17 protein-coding genes are annotated in these 19260 nt (G+C 46.2%); all 17 read left to right on the top strand.

Going from position 1 to position 19260, the window contains the following annotated elements:
- Positions 1-152 precede the first annotated feature (152 nt).
- Positions 153-1148 carry a polysaccharide deacetylase family protein gene (locus AC1VYS_RS11425; protein WP_482914327.1) on the top strand — a complete coding sequence of 332 codons (996 nt, stop codon included), beginning with the start codon at positions 153-155 and terminating at the stop codon, positions 1146-1148.
- 102 nt (positions 1149-1250) lie between these two features.
- Positions 1251-2531, top strand: a complete 1281-nt coding sequence (locus AC1VYS_RS11430) for a M16 family metallopeptidase (protein ID WP_482914328.1) — start codon at positions 1251-1253, stop codon at positions 2529-2531.
- Positions 2488-2940 (top strand): dUTP diphosphatase, encoded by a 453-nt coding sequence (gene dut / locus AC1VYS_RS11435; RefSeq protein ID WP_482914329.1) that lies wholly within the window; start codon positions 2488-2490, stop codon positions 2938-2940. Before AC1VYS_RS11430 ends, dut begins: the two co-directional genes overlap by 44 nt.
- Before the next feature lie 193 nt (positions 2941-3133).
- A complete protein-coding gene (dpsA, locus tag AC1VYS_RS11440; protein WP_482914330.1) occupies positions 3134-4033 on the top strand; it encodes a dipicolinate synthase subunit DpsA in 900 nt (299 codons plus the stop codon).
- A complete protein-coding gene (locus AC1VYS_RS11445; RefSeq protein WP_482914331.1) occupies positions 4030-4626 on the top strand; it encodes a dipicolinate synthase subunit B in 597 nt (198 codons plus the stop codon). Before dpsA ends, AC1VYS_RS11445 begins: the two co-directional genes overlap by 4 nt.
- Positions 4627-4920: 294 nt before the next feature.
- Positions 4921-6138 (top strand): aspartate kinase, encoded by a 1218-nt coding sequence (dapG, locus tag AC1VYS_RS11450; RefSeq protein WP_445644910.1) that lies wholly within the window; start codon positions 4921-4923, stop codon positions 6136-6138.
- A 46-nt stretch (positions 6139-6184) separates the two neighbouring features.
- A complete protein-coding gene (gene dapA, locus AC1VYS_RS11455) occupies positions 6185-7063 on the top strand; it encodes a 4-hydroxy-tetrahydrodipicolinate synthase (protein ID WP_482914332.1) in 879 nt (292 codons plus the stop codon).
- Between the two features lie 518 nt (positions 7064-7581).
- On the top strand, positions 7582-9231 hold the full coding sequence (locus AC1VYS_RS11460; RefSeq protein WP_482914968.1) for a ribonuclease J: 1650 nt from the start codon (positions 7582-7584) through the stop codon (positions 9229-9231).
- A gap of 236 nt (positions 9232-9467) precedes the next feature.
- Positions 9468-10241 carry a ClpP family protease gene (locus tag AC1VYS_RS11465; protein WP_482914333.1) on the top strand — a complete coding sequence of 258 codons (774 nt, stop codon included), beginning with the start codon at positions 9468-9470 and terminating at the stop codon, positions 10239-10241.
- Positions 10238-10471 carry a YlzJ-like family protein gene (locus AC1VYS_RS11470; RefSeq protein WP_482914334.1) on the top strand — a complete coding sequence of 78 codons (234 nt, stop codon included), beginning with the start codon at positions 10238-10240 and terminating at the stop codon, positions 10469-10471. Before AC1VYS_RS11465 ends, AC1VYS_RS11470 begins: the two co-directional genes overlap by 4 nt.
- A 90-nt stretch (positions 10472-10561) precedes the next feature.
- Positions 10562-13330: an FtsK/SpoIIIE family DNA translocase gene (locus AC1VYS_RS11475; RefSeq protein ID WP_482914335.1), complete on the top strand. Its 2769-nt coding sequence runs from the start codon at positions 10562-10564 to the stop codon at positions 13328-13330.
- Positions 13331-13506: 176 nt separating this feature from the next.
- Positions 13507-14340 (top strand): spore cortex-lytic enzyme, encoded by an 834-nt coding sequence (sleB, locus tag AC1VYS_RS11480; RefSeq protein ID WP_482914336.1) that lies wholly within the window; start codon positions 13507-13509, stop codon positions 14338-14340.
- A 128-nt stretch (positions 14341-14468) separates the two neighbouring features.
- Positions 14469-15752: an EF-P 5-aminopentanol modification-associated protein YfmF gene (gene yfmF / locus AC1VYS_RS11485; RefSeq protein WP_482914337.1), complete on the top strand. Its 1284-nt coding sequence runs from the start codon at positions 14469-14471 to the stop codon at positions 15750-15752.
- A 2-nt stretch (positions 15753-15754) separates the two neighbouring features.
- A complete protein-coding gene (yfmH, locus tag AC1VYS_RS11490; RefSeq protein ID WP_482914338.1) occupies positions 15755-17035 on the top strand; it encodes an EF-P 5-aminopentanol modification-associated protein YfmH in 1281 nt (426 codons plus the stop codon).
- 34 nt (positions 17036-17069) lie between these two features.
- Positions 17070-17852, top strand: a complete 783-nt coding sequence (ymfI, locus tag AC1VYS_RS11495; protein ID WP_482914339.1) for an elongation factor P 5-aminopentanone reductase — start codon at positions 17070-17072, stop codon at positions 17850-17852.
- Between the two features lie 178 nt (positions 17853-18030).
- Positions 18031-18294 carry a DUF3243 domain-containing protein gene (locus AC1VYS_RS11500; RefSeq protein ID WP_090923814.1) on the top strand — a complete coding sequence of 88 codons (264 nt, stop codon included), beginning with the start codon at positions 18031-18033 and terminating at the stop codon, positions 18292-18294.
- Positions 18295-18491: 197 nt separating this feature from the next.
- A complete protein-coding gene (locus AC1VYS_RS11505; RefSeq protein ID WP_090923944.1) occupies positions 18492-19259 on the top strand; it encodes a DUF3388 domain-containing protein in 768 nt (255 codons plus the stop codon).
- The last annotated feature ends 1 nt before the right edge of the window (position 19260 follow it).

A 19260-nucleotide genomic window follows, 5' to 3' on the forward strand; every position in this document is an offset into this window, starting at 1 on the left:
GCACGATTGAATGAAGAGACAGAATGCGAATTTCTGGCTCTTTTTTTAACGTTTAAACAAAAAATACGACTATTCATAAGATTGCAGTTTTTATTCATATTCCGGCCCTTGTCCTCATATGATGGGGACAAAGACGGCAGGAGGATGGAGCTGTGAGAAACCAATCCAAAAAACTGGCGGTTGTTCTCGCGGGTGTGGCAGCGGTCATGCTAATCGGACAAGTCGACAGTGTACGTACATACATTACGGAGATCCGTGATGGCCCAGGCACGCAGAATGCATTTGATATGTTTAAGGAAGCGACCGGAGAAGAATCGTTGTTGTCTGCGATTAAAGATAAGGCTGCTGAAACTCGAATTGTACCGGTGAATGCGAGACTCGATCGGGTATGGAAAGCGATCCCCGGTTATAATGGTCTTGAAATTGACGTGGAAGCTACCTATCGCAAGGCCTTAAGCGGTACACTCAATACCAAGATTCCTTATGTTTATCGCCAGACCGAACCGGAAATTCAGTTAAGAGACCTGGGTGCACATCCGATTTATCGAGGCAATGCAAGTAAACCGATGGTTTCTTTTATGATCAATGTGGCTTGGGGGAATGAGTTTCTCGTTCCAATGCTGGACACGCTTGACACCGAGCAGGTGAAAGCTACTTTTTTTCTGGATGGAAGTTGGCTGAGTAAGAACGCCGAAATGGCCAAGGAAATTCAAAAGCGTGGACACGAGCTGTCCAATCATGCGTATTCACACCCGAATATGAGTCGTTTAAGTGCAGAGAGGGCAAGACTGGAGATAAGCAAAACCCAGGAACTGCTGAAGAAAACGCTTGGTGTTGAAAATCGTTGGTTCGCACCGCCTTCGGGTGATTTTAATCAAAAAACGGTGGATATTGCGGCATCCATGGGGCTGCAAACTGTTCTGTGGACGGTAGATACAGTAGATTGGCGCAAACCAAGTCCAGACTCCGTCATTGCCAAAATTGCGAATAAAACCGAGGCCGGATCGTTAATTCTCATGCATCCTACAGCTTCCTCTGCAGGGGCATTAAAAGGTATGATTGATTCCATTCACGCCAAAGGACTGTCGTTAGGAACTGTAAGTGAAACGTTGTCTTCTGAACGGGTGCAAGGCCATGCGGTTGAGTGAACGCCGTTTTTTTGTTAATATCAAAAAGTTGGAACCAAATGTCGATTTCAATTTTTTCATAATTGAGATCAGGGCAATTATAGAGATGTAGGAGGGCCAACCGTGAAAAAAATTCAGCTGGGCAATGGCCTCAGAGTCGTGATGGAACAAATCCCGACCTGTCGTTCCGTGTCATTTGGAATATGGGTCAAAACAGGTTCGCGGAATGAGCGAACAGAAAATAACGGGGTATCCCATTTTATTGAACATATGCTTTTTAAGGGTACGGATCGTTTTGATGCTAAAGCAATCGCGGAGCAATTTGATGCGATCGGCGGTAACGTGAATGCATTTACCTCCAAAGAATATACCTGCTATTATGCAAAAGTACTGGATGAGCATCTGCCAATTGCGGTTGATGTGTTGTCCGATATGTTCTTCCGCTCCAAAATGGACGACGGTGAACTCGTCAAGGAGAAAAATGTGATTTTGGAAGAAATCTCAATGTACGAGGATACGCCTGACGATATGGTCCATGATTTGATGGCTTTGGCTGCATATGGAGAACACCCGCTTGCTTATCCAATCCTCGGTACAGAAGAACGTCTTAAAGCGATGGATTCCAGTCATTTGCGTGCATACATGAAGGAACATTACACGATTGAGAACACGGTAATCAGCATTGCGGGCAATATCGACGATAGTGTGATTGATCTGATGGAGAAACACTTTGGTGCGTTTGATGTCAAAGGTGTAACTGAGGAAGTGAACGCGCCAGCCTTTCAAAGCGGTCAGCTCTTCCACAAAAAGAAAACGGAGCAAAATCACATCTGTATCTCGTTTCCGGGCTGCAAAATCGGAGACCCGCTTCAATTTGCCATGGTTGTTCTTAACAATGCGATCGGCGGGGGCATGAGCTCTAGATTGTTTCAGGAAATCCGTGAAAAGCGCGGGCTCGCTTACTCCGTTTATTCTTATCACAGCTCTCATGCAGACAGCGGCTTATTCACCATTTATGCAGGTACAGCACCGAAACAGACGAAAGAAGTGCTTGATCTGACCAAAGAAGTGTTGCATGATTTAGCTGTCAATGGTTTATCCGAAGATGAACTCCGTAAAGGCAAGGAACAGCTGAAAGGTAGTCTGATTCTGAGTCTGGAGAGCACGGGCAGCCGTATGAACCGACTGGGGAAAAACGAATTGATGCTTGGCAGACATCATACGCTCGATGAAATGATTTCTAAAATCGAGCAAGTTACAATGAAAGACATCGACGCCGTGCTTGATCTGATGTTTGCAGAGCCGTTTGCACTCGCAATGGTAGGTGCTTCAGACAAGACGATTGCTGGACTGAGAAGGGATGATTTGGTTGCATTACGTTCAAATAAAGAAGTTACCGGGTAACGAAGATATTAAACTGCCACAAAAAATGTCCGAACTGGCTGCTGGCTTTGATGTGGTGGCGGCACTGGAAGAAGAGGTGGTGCTAGAGCCGGGGCAGCGTACCTTGATTCCGACCGGACTTGCGATGGCGATGCCAGCTGGGCTGGAAGCTCAAATTCGACCACGAAGCGGGCTGGCGTTTAAACATGGTATTACTTGTCTGAATACACCAGGAACCATTGATGCGGATTATCGCGGAGAGGTGAAAGTGCTGCTCATTAATCTGGGGCAGGAACCGTTTACGATTGTGCGCGGAGAACGTATTGCACAGATCGTGTTCCAGACAGTGCCTGTCATCGAATTGACCGAAGTGGAAGAACTTTCAGAGACTGTGCGAGGCGAAGGTGGATTTGGTCATACAGGTAAGTAACCATAACGGATGAGATCTTTTCCTTGTCTAAAAGTACTAGTTGAAGAATATCAAGAAAAACTTACATCAAAGTCGTCCTTCACAGGGCGGCTTTTTTATGTTGAACTGGCGTTCATTTCATTTATTGTTTTCACCCCCCTGTGGGCTGCTGCATACGATAAGGCATACATGTGGTGAAAGGAGTGACGTCCCGATGCTGACCGGAGTCCGGATTGTCGTTCTGGGCGGAGATGCAAGGCAACTTGAAGTTATTCAAAAGTGCGCCGAGCTGGATGCAGCGGTAAGTGTGGTAGGCTTCGATCAACTGGAGCAAGTTATTCCGGGAATTGAACACCGCGAACTTGAGGAAGATGTGTTTGCTTCTGCAGATGTGCTGGTACTGCCAGTAGTTAGTTGCGATGATCAAGGGAGAGTAAGCTCTTCGTTTAGTAGTGATCCTATTGTTTTGAAAAAGGAACATATGGCTGCCTTACCGGAGCATTGTACCGTGTTCACAGGCATGGCAAAGCCGTTTTTACGTGAACTTTGCCAGGAGAACGGCCTTCGGCTTGTGGAAGTGCTTGATCGTGATGACATTGCACTGTATAACTCGATTCCGACAGCGGAGGGAGCCATCGCCATCGCCATTAAAGAAACGGATTTTACGATTCACGGATCAGAATGCATCGTGCTTGGCATCGGCCGAACAGGGTTTACGCTGGCTAAAACTCTGCAGGGACTTGGGGCCAACGTACGGGTGGGAATCCGTAGAAATGAAGATGTTGCCCGCGCAACAATCATGGGCTGGAAGCCTTTCATGACAACGGATTTGGCCGCCCAAACCGGGGATGTTGACTTGCTTTTTAATACGATACCGACTATGATAATCACAGCACAAATCCTGTCCAGAATGCCTCAAAAAGCAGTCATTATCGACCTTGCATCCGCTCCTGGCGGCTGTGATTTCAGATATGCAGACAAACGCGGCATCAAGGCGCTGCTTGCACCAGGCCTCCCCGGTATTGTTGCTCCAAAGACGGCTGGCGGCATCATTGCCGACGCGTTAATCCGTTTGCTTTTGGAAGAACAGAACGCACGGGAGGTTAAATCATGAACTGGCAGGGTAAAACGGTAGGTTACGCAATTACGGGGTCTCATTGTACATTTGAAGAGGTTATGCCGGTCATTAGCCGCTTTGTGTCCGAAGGCGCAAATGTTATTCCGATTATTTCAAACTCGGTACTCACGACAGACACACGCTTCGGCACGGCACAGAATTGGCAAAAACAATTGAAGGATATAACGGGTAATGACATCATCTCTACAATTGTTGAGGCGGAGCCTTTGGGGCCTTCCAAACTGCTTGATGTGCTGGTCATTGCTCCATGCACAGGAAATACAACAAGCAAGCTGGCTAATGCAATGACCGACAGCCCGGTGCTGATGGCTGCTAAAGCGCAGATGCGTAATCAGCGTCCGCTTGTGCTGGCGATATCGACAAATGATGGTCTCGGTTTGAATGCAGCAAATATTGCAAAATTATTAGTGGCCAAATATTTGTATTTTGTGCCATTTGGTCAAGATGATCCAATGAAAAAACCAAATTCGTTAGTTGCCAAAATGGAGCTAATTCCGGAAGCTTGCTGGAGTGCACTGGAAGGCAAACAGCTGCAGCCGATGATTGTGGAGCGCGCTTCACAGGCATAAGAATTATGGCCAAGGCAATAACGGTTATACGCTTGGAGAAATGAAGAAGGGTTCGAGAGACAAAGAAAATCATGGGGGACGATAGCTGGATTGCATAGCTACTTCTACCACGTTCCTGTTCATAAGGGCATTCCTGCTTGCCAAGAGTGATCATGAAGCAAGCAGGAGAGATGTATTTGAAATACATGCCGTATACATTGCTGAGATTATCGCATCGGAACGCTCCCAAGGGTTATGCATTTGTTGATTTGACCCGTGTCCAGTCTTCTTGCGTACACAAATGGAGGAATAAAGATGCGTATTATGGTTCAAAAATTCGGAGGTACGTCGCTCTCTACCGTTCAAGCGAGAGAGCATGTGCTCCGGCATGTTAAACGTGAGCTTGAAGCAGGATTAAACCTGGTTATTGTCGTATCAGCGATGGGTCGCCGCGGCGAACCTTATGCTACGGATACACTCTTGGACTGGGCTGCACAGAACGGAAATGCTTTATCTGCTCGCGAAAAAGATTTACTGCTGTGCTGTGGTGAAATTATCTCCGCAACAACACTCAGCAGTTTGCTTGAACATGAGGGCATTCCAACTTCAGTGCTGACCGGTGCACAAGCGGGTTTTGTGACGGACGACAATTTCGGGAATGCCCGAATATTGGATGTCCGTCCTGTTCGTGTGCTGGAACAGCTTCAACTTGGTCGTGTTGTCATTGTAACCGGATTCCAGGGACAGACAGAAAAAGGTGATTTTACGACACTGGGCCGCGGAGGCAGTGATACATCTGCAACAGCTCTGGGTGCAGCATTACGAGCTGAGATGGTGGACATCTATACAGATGTAAACGGCATTTTGACGGCTGATCCCCGTATTGTAGAAGATGCTCGTCCACTGACTGTCGTAAGTTATGCGGAGATTTGCAATATGGCTCATCATGGAGCGAAGGTCATTCATCCTCGTGCGGTTGAAATCGCAATGCAATCCCAAATACCGGTACGGGTGAGATCAACTTTTGCCGATACAGAAGGTACACTTGTTACCCATCCCGAAGGATTTCAAGATGTACAGACAGGCATTATTGACCGTTATGTAACGGGTATTGCTTATGTGAGCAATGTTACGCAAATTACAGTGGATGTTCCCGGTGGAACAGATCGTCTGCAATTGAAAGTTTTCAAAACGATGGCTGAAAATTCAATCAGCGTTGATTTTATTAATGTTACCCCCTCGGGAGTTGTCTATACCGTGTTTGATAGTGATTCCGAGAAGGCTATACGTGTATTGCAGGAAATTGGTCTGAAGCCTCAAAGCTTGTCGGGTTGTGCCAAAGTATCTGTCATTGGCGGAGGAATTAACGGTGTACCCGGAATTATGGCCCGTATTGTAGAGTCTTTGACCCTCGCAGACATTCAGATTCTGCAATCGGCAGATTCCAACACAACGATCTGGGTGCTTGTCAAAAAAGAAGATATGGTTCAGGCTCTTAGGGCACTTCATGCCTCATTTGAACTTCACTTATAAATACTGAGTTAGCGAAGTCAGACCTGTTTTGAGGGAGGAAATCGAGTTGGACTTTGGAAGATTGATTACAGCAATGGTCACTCCGTTCAATGCACAAGGAGAGATACATTGGGAGGAAACGGCACGTCTCATCGATTATCTGATCGTTGAACAAAAGTCCGAGACTCTCGTGGTCTCTGGAACAACAGGGGAGTCACCGACACTTAGTGATGCGGAGAAAGTTCAATTATTCGAATTTGCAGTGAAACATGCGGCTGGACGGTGCAAAATTATTGCCGGAACAGGCAGCAACAATACGGCACACTCCATCCATCTGACGAAGGAAGCAGAACGTGTCGGGGCGGACGGCGTATTATTGGTAGTCCCTTATTACAATAAACCGAGTCAGGAAGGGATGTACAAACATTTTGAAGCTATTGCTGCAGCAACGAAGCTGCCAGTGATGCTATACAATGTGCCCGGACGTACTGTCGCTAATCTGTCTGCCGCAACCACGTTACGCCTTGCACAAATTCCGAACATCGTGGCAACGAAGGAATGTGCTTCTATGGAGCAGGTTACCTTAATCGCTGCGGGTGCACCGGAACATTTCAGAGTCTATTCTGGAGATGATGCAGCCGGTCTATCAGCTATTGCTGTTGGTGCTCATGGCATCGTTAGCGTGGCAAGTCATGTGGTGGGCGCGGAGATGAAAAAGATGATCGATGCCTTTTACGGTGGCGATCCACTTCAAGCCACACGAATTCACCAGAGGCTCTTCCCGCTCTTCAAAGGGCTGTTTGAGTGCCCGCAGCCTTTGCCAAATCCGGTAGCGGTTAAATATGCTCTGACCTTGCGCGGTTTGGACGTTGGTTCAGTGCGTTTGCCTCTGATTCCGCCAACGGCCGAGGAGCAGGAATATATTAAAAATTTGCTTCAACTGTAAATAACAGTTGGATCTGCAATCGTTTATTAATTATAAGCATGAATGCTTTGTTTCACGAAAGAACCGCACCTCTCAGGTTGAGGCAGCGGTTCTTTTTTTGATGAGCAGTGTAAGGTTTCTTTTTTGATAGGTAGGGGAAACCTACAGGTTAACGAGAGAGTGACTTGTTTTTTCTGTTTTTAATCATGTATAATGATGTCAAGTGACTGGGTGCGGTATTTTTTTGAAATTGAAAGCGACATCGTTTCGATGGTGTGGCTTTGCGGTGAAAAAGGAAGGGACGGCTAAGAGGGGCAATTCAGATCCAACGAGTTGGTGATGGGAAATAACTTCGAAGAACTTCTTCCAAATATCGTGAATAAAGGTGTTCTTTTACATTCACTCCTGATTCACGGGTGTGTAATGTTTGAACTACTTTTCTTAACTTACAATAAATAATAAGGTACGACGTCCAACTACCATAGGAGGTTCAGATTCATTTGTCTAAGAAAAATAATAATAATAATAACGAAAAGCTGATGATTTTTGCATTGGGCGGCGTAGGCGAGATTGGTAAAAATATGTATGTTATCCAATACGCGAACGACATTGTTGTCGTAGACGCTGGTCTTAAATTCCCGGAAGAAGACATGCTTGGTATTGATATTGTCATCCCTGACATTTCGTACTTGACTGAAAACCGTGATAAAGTACGCGGTATTATTCTAACTCACGGACACGAGGATCATATTGGTGGTTTACCGTATGTTCTCAAACACTTGAATGTACCGGTATACGGAACTAGGCTTACACTTGGTCTGGTAGAGAACAAGCTGAAGGAAGCTAATTTGCTGGGTGAGACGAAACGTATTCTCATCAACGCAGATTCGGAGATCGAACTGGGTTCGACGCTGAAAGCTTCATTCTTTGCTACTAACCATAGTATTCCGGATTCCGTTGGGGTATGTGTTGAAACACCGGAAGGTGCAGTTGTACACACGGGTGACTTCAAATTTGATCATACGCCAGTGAATGGTCAATATGCAGATCTTCAACGTATGGCACAGATCGGAACGAACGGCGTACTCGCGTTGCTGTCTGACAGTACTAATGCGGAGAAACCTGGATTCACACCATCGGAGAAAAATGTAGGTATCGTACTGGAAGATATTTTCCGCAAAGCGAGCCAGCGTGTCGTTGTCGCAACATTTGCTTCCAACGTACACCGTATTCAACAGGTTATCAATGCAGCAGAGGTCACTGGACGTAAAGTTGCAGTTATCGGACGTAGCATGGTAAACGTTGTAGGTATTGCTTCGGAACTGGGTTACCTCGAAATTCCGGACGGTATGATCATTGAACCGGAAGAAGTAGGCAAAATGGCGGCGGATCGCGTAGTTATTTTGTGCACAGGTAGCCAGGGCGAGCCAATGTCAGCATTGACACGTATGGCACGTTCTACGCATCGTAAAGTGGACATCCTTCCTGGAGATACGGTTATTATTGCAGCAACACCAGTACCAGGAAACGAAAAGTATGTAGGCCGTACAATTGACGAACTGTTCCGTCTGGGAGCTAACGTACATTACAGCGGTGCTAACAGCGGCGTTCACGTATCCGGTCACGGTAGCCAGGAAGAATTGAAACTCATGCTCAACCTGATGAAACCGAAATACTTCTTGCCAATTCACGGTGAATTCCGGATGCAGCGTCGTCACGCGGTTCTCGCTGAATCCGTGGGCATCGACTCGGACAACATCTTCATCACAGATATCGGTGAAGTTGTGGAGATTCAAGGCGGAGCAGCACGTAAAGCAGGGAAAGTTACTGCCGGTAATGTGTTGATTGACGGTCTGGGTGTAGGTGACGTAGGTAACATCGTATTGCGTGATCGTAAATTGCTGTCTCAGGATGGTATTCTGGTTGTTGTGGTAACACTCAGCAAGCAGGATGGTAAAATCGTCTCTGGTCCGGATATCATCTCCCGCGGATTCGTGTATGTACGTGAATCCGAAGGACTTCTCGATGAGGCTAACCGTATCGTTAGCAGCACATTGCAGAAGCTGATGAGCGAAAACGTGAATGAGTGGGCTTCACTTAAAACAAATGTTAAAGATGCTTTGGGACGTTTCCTGTATGAGCAAACGCGTCGTAGACCGATGATTTTGCCAATCATTATGGAAGTTTAAAATAAGTTTAATGAAAAACATATAATTAAGGCACACAGTCGCCCCTTCTCTACGAGTAATATTGGACGGTTCCTCGTAGAGAAGGGGCTTTTTTTGTGTTTTTTAAGAGGATTATGAGTTCCAAGGCTTGAATGATGGAAATGATTGTTCAAGGAAAGTATAAGCTTGTTGGCAGATTCCCCATACTAAGGTAAAGATCAAACCATTACATCTTTCAGGAGAAGGGGACATCATTAATGAACGAGCAGTTGAATGACAAGCAAATACCAAGGTCCAATCAGCCGGAGACAGAGGCACCTGATATTCCGGTACAGGAAGACAAGCACATCTCGCCAGTCACGGAGTCGATTCAGCAGTTTGGACAAACACAGTCGCCCGCCAGCGAATCCAACATTTTTTGTATGACTATTATTGGTCAGGTGGAGGGACATTTAATTTTACCCCCGCAAAATAAAACAACAAAATACGAACATATTATCCCGCAACTGGTAGCAGCAGAACAAAATCCGAAGATTGAGGGGATTCTGCTTATTCTCAATACGGTAGGTGGCGATGTGGAAGCTGGACTTGCGATCGCTGAGATGATTGCCTCTCTAAGTAAGCCAACCGTGACTGTAGTGATTGGAGGCGGACACAGTATCGGTGTACCTATTGCAGTCGCTTCAACGTATTCGCTTATTGCGGGAAGTGCAACAATGACTATTCACCCTATTCGAATGAACGGACTTGTTATTGGTGTACCGCAGACATTTGAATACATGGAAAAGATGCAGGAGCGTGTTGTACGTTTTGTAACATCCCACTCCAACATTTCGGAAGAGATGTTCAAAGAGTTGATGTTCAAGACAGGGGAATTGAATCGGGACATCGGTACTGCGGTGGGAAGTGCAGACGCGGTGAAGTACGGCCTGATGGATGCTGTTGGTGGTATTGGCCAAGCCATTGCACAATTGAACAAGCTTATGGGAGATAAGAGACAAACGATGCAGGCGGGAGGATACACGCAATGAGCACAATGTATACCGTAATGCCACCAGAGCAGCTATGGTCTGGCATGTGGACAGAGGCCGCGGATATAAAAGAGATTCGCATGAACGGTTTATTAATGCAAGTCAGACCGGTCAATGAAACGGAAGCGGTTATCGTGCGTTTACTTGAATGTCCACTTGAAGCTTATCTGGATCCGGCAAACCAGCCGGGTTCAACCGTACCGCTTTCAGTTAACACGAGTCCAACATAACACGACGAATTCAGACAAATGGCGCAGAAAAAGAACATATGTACGGATTATATTTGTATGGTATAATATTCTTCTGGGGGTGACCTGATTTTGGCCAGAAGAAAAAAGAGGAAAAAAAAGGGCGCTGGATTTAGCGGCGTCTTAAAATATGAAATCTACGGCATCGTGCTTATAACGCTGGCAGTCATAGCACTATCGGGTGAAGCCACCGTGGGACGTTCGCTTTCCAAGATGTTTGGACTCATGCTTGGTAAGTTTTATTTTGCGATTCCACTGGTGGGTATTTATTACGGTCTGATGGTGATGATTCACCGAAAGTGGCCAAGCGGCTGGACCACTCGCAAGACAGGGTTGGTTCTACTGGTTTTTGCGTTAACGTTGATGAGTACAATATCCGCCATGCATCAGAAGCTGATTCCGGTGGGTGCACTTGAACCAGGTGCAGTTCTGACTCAGGTACATAATGATATGCAAACTGAATTATTGACGCCCGCTGCACCAGGGGAACGTGATTCTATGCTAGGTAAGGATATTAGCGGTGGGTATCTGGGTGCAGGACAGTTCGCTCTATTCTTGTGGCTGTTCGGTAGTCTTGGTGCAAGGCTCATCATGATTGTTATGTTTGTGATTAGCTTCATGCTTATTACAAGTCTGTCCTATGTTGATTTGATACGCATATTTAGAACAAAGATCTGGGATGCTGGTAGCTCCATGTATAAAAAGCTCGAGTCCAGACCAGCGAAACGTTCTGCTTCTGCAAATGGTACGAAAGGCAATGCGCGTAAATTAGTACCTGTACCGGTTAATGATGAAGAGGAAGATGATGAGCATGAACTGAACGATTCCGATGAAGGACAGCTTCCTAGACGTAAGGCTCCAATATTCTTCCAGTTGTTTGGGAAATGGGGAGCACACCGTCAGTCGTCGAAACAATCAGAAGATATGGATGAGCTTGATTCCGAACAGGTTGTTTATCGCGCTGGACAAGAATCGATATCCGACTCAAGGTATGGTGAGCCTGAATCTATGACAAAGGCCAATGGAACTGGAGCAGCGGCCGTTGCTGCGGCACCCATAGCACAGACTAAGCTTGACTCGGCACCAATCATTCGTGACTTTTTTGAGCATGTCAGAGCAGAGGGGCCGGATAAAGACGACGATCTGGATGATGCCTATCCGTTCCCTGATGATCTGGACGATAACGGCAGCACTGCTAATCAGGCGGAGAAATCTGGTATCAAATTTACAGATGAACTGGTTGAAGCTGATTGGTCTGATACAGGTGGTACAGTGGATACGCTTCACACCGATCCTGAACATGAGATAGTCAATGGAGAACCCATGTCGGGTGAATCGGCAGACTCCGGAACCGATCAATCTGCCCAGGGAGGAGGAGATGTTGTGCAGCCAGCTGCGCCACCACCTCCACCTCCGAAGCCGTACAAGCTACCTTCATTCCGTCTCCTCTCCAAGCCTAACAATAGCGGAAAAGGCGGGGATCAGAAGGATTATATGCAAACGGCTCGCAAGCTGGAGGCGACGCTGGAGAGCTTCGGCGTACGTGCGAAAGTTCTGGAGGTTGTCCGAGGCCCTGCGGTGACAAGGTATGAAATTCAACCAGATATCGGGGTCAAAGTGAGCCGGATTGTCAGTCTGACGGACGACATCGCCCTTGCCTTGGCAGCCAAGGATATTCGGATGGAAGCACCTATTCCGGGGAAATCGGCGATTGGTATTGAGGTTCCCAATGGCGAGGTATCCGTTGTCACGATGCGTGAAGTGATGGAGACTGCAACGTTCCAGGAGGCTGAATCCAAAGTAACCATTGCGTTTGGCCGGGACATATCCGGTCAGACGATCATTGGCAACCTGGCTCGTATGCCCCATTTGCTGGTGGCTGGTGCTACCGGATCAGGAAAATCCGTATGTATCAATGGCATAATCACCAGTATTCTGTATAAAGCGAAGCCGGATGAGGTCAAGTTTCTAATGGTTGACCCCAAAATGGTCGAACTGAATGTATATAACGGAATTCCGCATCTGATGGCACCGGTTGTGACCGATCCGAAGAGGGCGTCGCTTGCACTCAAAAAGATCGTAGTCGAGATGGAGAAAAGATATGAATTGTTCTCCAAATCAGGCACACGTAACGTTGAGGGATATAACAACTTGATGAAGGATAACCCGGCGGCGGTGTTGCCTTACATTGTGGTCATTGTGGACGAGCTCGCTGACTTGATGATGGTAGCTGCTGGAGATGTAGAGGATGCCATTGCGCGTCTTGCACAGATGGCTCGTGCAGCCGGCATACATCTTATTATTGCTACACAGCGCCCTTCCGTCGATGTTATTACGGGGGTCATCAAAGCCAATATTCCTTCACGGATTGCGTTTGGAGTATCTTCTCAAGTCGATTCACGTACCATTCTGGATATGGGCGGAGCGGAGAAACTGTTAGGTCGTGGCGACATGTTATTCATGCCGATGGGTGCATCCAAGCCGATTCGGGTTCAAGGTGCGTTTATGAGTGATGAAGAGGTTGAAAGTATCGTGAATTACGTTCGGGGTCAAGGCGAAGCACAGTATGATGAATCCCTTGTTCCCGAAGTTGATGATTCAAATCAGGCAACGGAAGAAGTGCAAGATGAGCTTTATGAACAGGCTGTGCAGATTATTCTGGAGGCCAAGCAAGCTTCAGTGTCACTCTTGCAACGGCGAATGCGGGTAGGGTACACTCGTGCAGCACGTTTGATTGATTCAATGGAAGCCAGAGGAGTGATTGGGCCGTACGAAGGCAGCAAGCCGCGTGAAGTCCTTGTTTCGCTGGAACAGTATCAACAGAGTAAAATAAGCTCGTAGACGAGCTCTGAAAACCTTCAACCATTATGGTTGGAGTTTTTTTTGTATAACAACGTTTGAGGTTCTGCCATTTGCCCCAGAGATCGGATGGTTTGGTGCATAGGAAACAAGTCCACTTGTCATAATAACGGTAGCGATTCTGTTAAATTCCACAAAAGAAAGGTAGAGCATAGTCGATGCGAAAAATGAACCTATGGCTTTTCACCGCTATTTTGCTGATATCCGCGCTGGGAATCCGTTATTTGCTTCCTGAGCATACAGCACCTCAACGTGACGTCCAGAACAACATCCCGGCAGAGGAAAAAGCTATGCCGACCTTCAGCAACAATACTGTGAAGGTTGGCAGTTACGGTCAGGATGTATATGAGCTTCAGGGACGCTTGAAGTATCTTGGTTTCTACAACGGGAAAATCGATAGCAATTTCGGCAGCAGCACGCTGAAATCCGTTAAATGGTTTCAGTCCGAATTCGGTATGAAGGCCGACGGCGTGGTTGGAGCAAAAACGAAACTAAAGCTGTACAATGCCACCACCAAATGGTCACCTACAGAACCACCGTTGCATAAAGGAGGAGCATCTGGCGGAGATACAGGTGGAAGTGGAGATACTGCAAATAATGAGAAGGATAATATGGGTTCTGCCAATGCGCTGGGACTCACCGAGAATGAACTCAAAATTATGGCGAATGCCGTATATGGAGAAGCACGCGGAGAACCGTTTGAAGGTCAGGTAGCCGTAGCTGCTGTTATTTTGAATCGCGTAAACTCCGCAAGTTTCCCATCAACTCCTTCGGGCGTTATCTTTCAGCCGGGAGCATTTACAGCCGTAGCAGATGGACAAATCTATCTGGAGCCTAACGCTCAGGCGAAAAAGGCGGTTGAGCAGGCTTTGAACGGCTGGGATCCTTCCGGTGGATGTCTGTATTATTTTAACCCGAAAACAGCCACATCGAAATGGATATGGACTCGTCCACAGGTGAAAACGATCGGGCAGCATATATTCTGCATGTAATCGGCGGAGAAGCAACCGGAGGTCATGACTTCGGTTGCTTCTTGGCTTTTGGATGGTTTAAAATGGTTGTTACGTTTAAGCTTGATGATGACTTGTTATCTAAATGACGCCGTAAAGGGGTTTTGACATTGAATACCGAAGAATTCGAACGGGGTAGCCGTAAACAGCTACGTATCCATGTGCTTCCAACCAAACGTTTCAAAACGTTTGCGATTTCCCTTTATGCTGGGATTCCTCTACGAGAGGACACGGTTACGCATGTGGCGTTAACGCCGTTTGTTCTAAGACGAGGAACGGAATCATATCCGGAAACAACGCAATTTCGAGAACAGTTGGAGCATTTGTACGGAGCAGGATTTGGTTTTGACGTCTATAAACGCGGTGATTATCAGATTGTTCAATTCCGTATGGACACTATAAATGATTCGTTTGTCGGGGGCGGGGAGCAGCAACTTCTGGACCGTTCGTTTGCCTTTCTTGGCGAAGTGTTGACCAAGCCTGCAAGGGAAAATGGACACTTCAAAACGTCGTATGTACAGGCAGAACGCGAGACGGTTCGTAAAAAGCTGGAGTCCATCGTTAACGATAAAATGCGTTATGCGGCTGAACGGTGTATCGAAGAAATGTGCAATGATGAGCCGTACCGTCTTCATCCCCTGGGTGAACGAAAAGTACTGCCAGCCATCGAACCTCCAGAATTAACAGCTGCTTATGAAAACTGGCTAAGGGAAGCAAGCATGGACTTGTATGTGGTTGGTGATACGACACTAGAAGAAGTGGAGCGAATGGTTCAGCGTCATTTTAACCTGGAGCGCACGGTTTCCTCTGACTATCTAGCTCAGGCAGCAGTTCGTGGGAATGAGGAGGCAAATACAGTTATCGAGCGGCTAAACATTGGCCAGGGCAAGCTGAATATGGGTCTTCGCACTTCCATAACGTATGCAGACGATAAATACGCAGCAGCGCTGATGTATAACGGTATTCTTGGCGGATATCCGCATTCGAAACTGTTTGTCAATGTTCGTGAAAAAGAAAGTCTTGCCTATTATGCTTCTTCCAGATATGACGGACATAAAGGTATTGCGACCATTCAATCCGGGATTGAAATTCCAAATTATGAAAAAGCGGTGACCATTATCAAGCAGCAGCTTGATGAGATGAAGAATGGCAATATTACGGATTTAGAAATGTCTCAGACTAAAGCGATGATTCGTAATCTGCTGAAAGAAATGCAGGATTCTGCCTTTGAGATGATTGCCTATGATTTTAACCGTCAGTTGTCTGGTAAGGAGAGAACAGCTGAAGAGTTGCTTGGTCAGATTGAGCAGATCAGCAAGCAGGATGTTCGTGAAGCCGCAGAGCAGTTCCGTTTGGATACGATTTATTTCTTGCGGGACGAGAAGGGGGAATAGTCGTGGAGAGCATTCACTATGAACATCTGCAGGAAACGTTATATTACGAAGTAATGGATAATGGACTGCAGGTTTATGTTTTGCCCAAACCAGGTTTCCAGAAAACATATGCTACGTTTGCAACAAAATACGGGTCAGTGGATAATCACTTTAAGGTGGAAGGACAGGCCGAGGTGAAGGTTCCGGACGGTATTGCTCATTTCCTGGAGCATAAAATGTTTGAAGAGCCTACGGGTGATATTTTTGCAACATTTGCTTCTCATGGTGCTTCTGCGAACGCATTCACTAGTTTTGATCAGACCGTTTATTTGTTTTCAGCGACAGAAAATATAATCGAAAATATACAAACATTAGTTGATTTTGTGCAAAATCCGTATTTCACAGATCAAAATGTCGATAAAGAGAAAGGGATCATTGAACAAGAAATTAATATGTATGCCGATAATCCAGACTGGCGTGTTTATTTCGGATTGATTGAAGCAATGTATCAAAAACATCCGGTGCATATCGACATTGCGGGCACGGTCCAATCGATTAATACGATCACCAAAGAAACGTTGTATACGTGTTATAACACATTTTATCACCCAAGTAACATGCTCTTGTTTGTTGTCGGCGGCGTTGATCCGGAGCAGGTCATTAGCATGATTCGTTCCAATCAGGAGAAGAAAAATGTTGAACCTCAGGGGCAAATTCAGCGCTTTTTTGAGCCGGAGCCTAACCAAGTTGCAGAGGCAAGACGTGAGGTGAAGTTATCTGTTTCGCTGCCGAAATGTTTGTTTGGATTTAAAGAAACGGATGTTGGACTTACAGGTGAGGAGCTTTTGCGCCGGGACACAACTACGCAGCTGATGATGGATCTGTTGTTTGGTTCCAGCACACGTCTGTTTCAGAAGTTGTATGATGAAGATCTGATCTCGGACAGTTTTGGGCATGACTATATCAGTTCGCCGCAATATGCTTTCTCTGCGGTTGGTGGGGATACGAAAGACCCGGATCAATTGTTGAAACGGATACGCGAAGAAGTCGAAGCGATTAAGCAAAAAGGATTTGATGCTTCCGATTTTGAGCGTGCGCGCAAAAAGAAAATCGGTGGTTATTTAAGAATGCTTAATTCACCTGAAAACATTGCGAATGAATTCACACGTCAGCAATTCCGTGGCGGTGACTTTTTCAATATGATATCGCTATATGAAGCGATTACACTGCAAGATGTGAATCATCGGTTGAAAGAGCATATTCGCTGGGATCAGTTGGCGGTATCGCTCGTTGTAAATCCGTGATCTGGAGAGGGAACCGGACATTTTGAAGCTTTTAATGAGCAAGAGTGAAGTATGGGGGGGAACGATCGTGAAAGCTATAGGGGAAATGACAGTTCTGGTTACCGGTGCAAGCGGAGGCATAGGAGCTGCAATTGCAGAGCGATTTGCGCGTGTAGGCATGAATGTGGTGTTGCACTACATGAAGTCTCATGAAGCGGCCAATGAAGCGGCAAGACGTTGTATGGAGCAGGGAAGCGGACGCATTATGACGGTTTCAGCAGATCTTCGTAGCCGGGAACAGATTCAGCGCATGCGGGAGAAGCTAGCTTCTCATGATCTGCTTCCGGATATTCTTGTGAACAACGCAGGCATATCTCACTATGGTTTGCTTGCGGATGTGACAGAAGAAATCTGGGATGAAGTGATGGCGATTAATTTGAAAGGTACTTTTCTATGCACACAAGAGATGATGCCTCATATGATCTCCCAAAGATACGGTCGAATCATTAATGTGTCGTCCATCTGGGGGTTATCTGGCGCTTCTTGTGAAGTGCTGTATTCCACAACCAAGGGCGGGGTAAATGCCTTCACGAAGGCACTTGCGAAAGAGCTTGCCCCCTCCGGAGTTACGGTGAATGCCGTTGCCCCTGGTGCGGTTCAAACGACGATGTTAGACCACTTGGACCAGAGTGAACTGAAGATGCTGGAGGAAGAGATTCCTGCGGGTCGTTTGGCGCAGCCGGATGAGATTTCGTCACTGGTTTATTTTCTCGCGCTGCCCGAGTCGGGTTACATCAATGGACAGATTATTAGCCCCAATGGAGGCTGGCTGACCTAATTTTGTTTGAACACGTTTCGGATCTGATATGGCTTATGAGTGAAATGGGAGAGCAAAAGCGTTCTCACTTGGACATGTAGTCGTGATTTATTTAGAAAGCTCGTATATAAAATGTCCCGGAAGCACATATTACAACTGTTGATTTTAAATCTCATGCGTCAGCCAAGGAGGATTTATCATGTCAACAGACAAAACAGTGGTTTCCAACTTTGACACATGGAAGAAGTTCTTGGGCGATCGCGTATTGCAAGCTGAGCGGATGGGAATGAGTGAAGAGACCATCAACAAACTTGCATACGAAATCGGTGACTTTCTTGATGAGAAAGTTGATCCTGCGAACCATTCCAACCGAGCATTGAAGGAACTATGGGATGTCGGCGATGCGGATGAGCGTCGTACGATTGCGTGCCTGATGGTCAAATTGGCCAAACAAAACGCATAAGGCAAGAGATGAAGAGCTCCCGCAAGGGGGCTTTTCTCTAATGATTACAAACGGATTACAGAGCTGTTCTTGTAATTCATTTTCATTTTATATATCATTAACGTGACCCATTTTTAGAAGATGACCCGAAATAGCGTCCAATGGACACGTTCGGATGTTGTCGAATAATGTGGAATAATGCATTACGGGGTGTATATATGGAAACTAAACAATGGTATATGGAATATAAAATACATAAGAACAGACCTGGTCTTTTGGGGGATATCGCCTCTATGCTGGGGATGCTTGAAGTCAATATATTGACCATCAACGGTGTGGAAGGCAAAACACGGGGGATGCTGCTCGAATCAGACGATGACGAGAAAATCCGTCTGCTTGGCGAAATGCTTGGTAAAGTCAACAGCATTACCGTATCGGCACTGCGTCAACCGAAATTGGTTGATATTCTTGCTGTACGTCACGGCAGGTATATCGACCGCGATTCGGATGATCGAAAAACATTTCGTTTTACTCGTGACGAACTTGGGTTACTTGTTGATTTTTTGGGTGAAGTATTTAAAAGAGAAGGCAATCAGGTTATCGGCTTGCGTGGTATGCCACGGGTTGGCAAAACAGAGTCAATCATTGCGGGTAGTGTGTGTGCCATGAAACGGTGGACTTTTGTATCCTCTACACTTCTTCGTCAAACGATCCGTAGCCAGATGTCCGAAGACGAATTGAATCCCAACAATGTATTTATCATTGATGGAATTGTCAGCACAATTCGCTCCAGTGAAAGACATTACAACCTATTGCAGGACATCATGTCGATGCCAAGCACCAAGGTTATTGAGCACCCGGATATCTTTGTACAGGAATCCGAATATGATTACAATGATTTTGATATTATTATTGAATTGCGCAATAATCCTAATGAAGAAATTATTTATGATACGTTTACGGCAAGCTACACCGACGAACTGTAAA

It is taken from the genome of Paenibacillus sp. G34 (assembly GCF_056856875.1).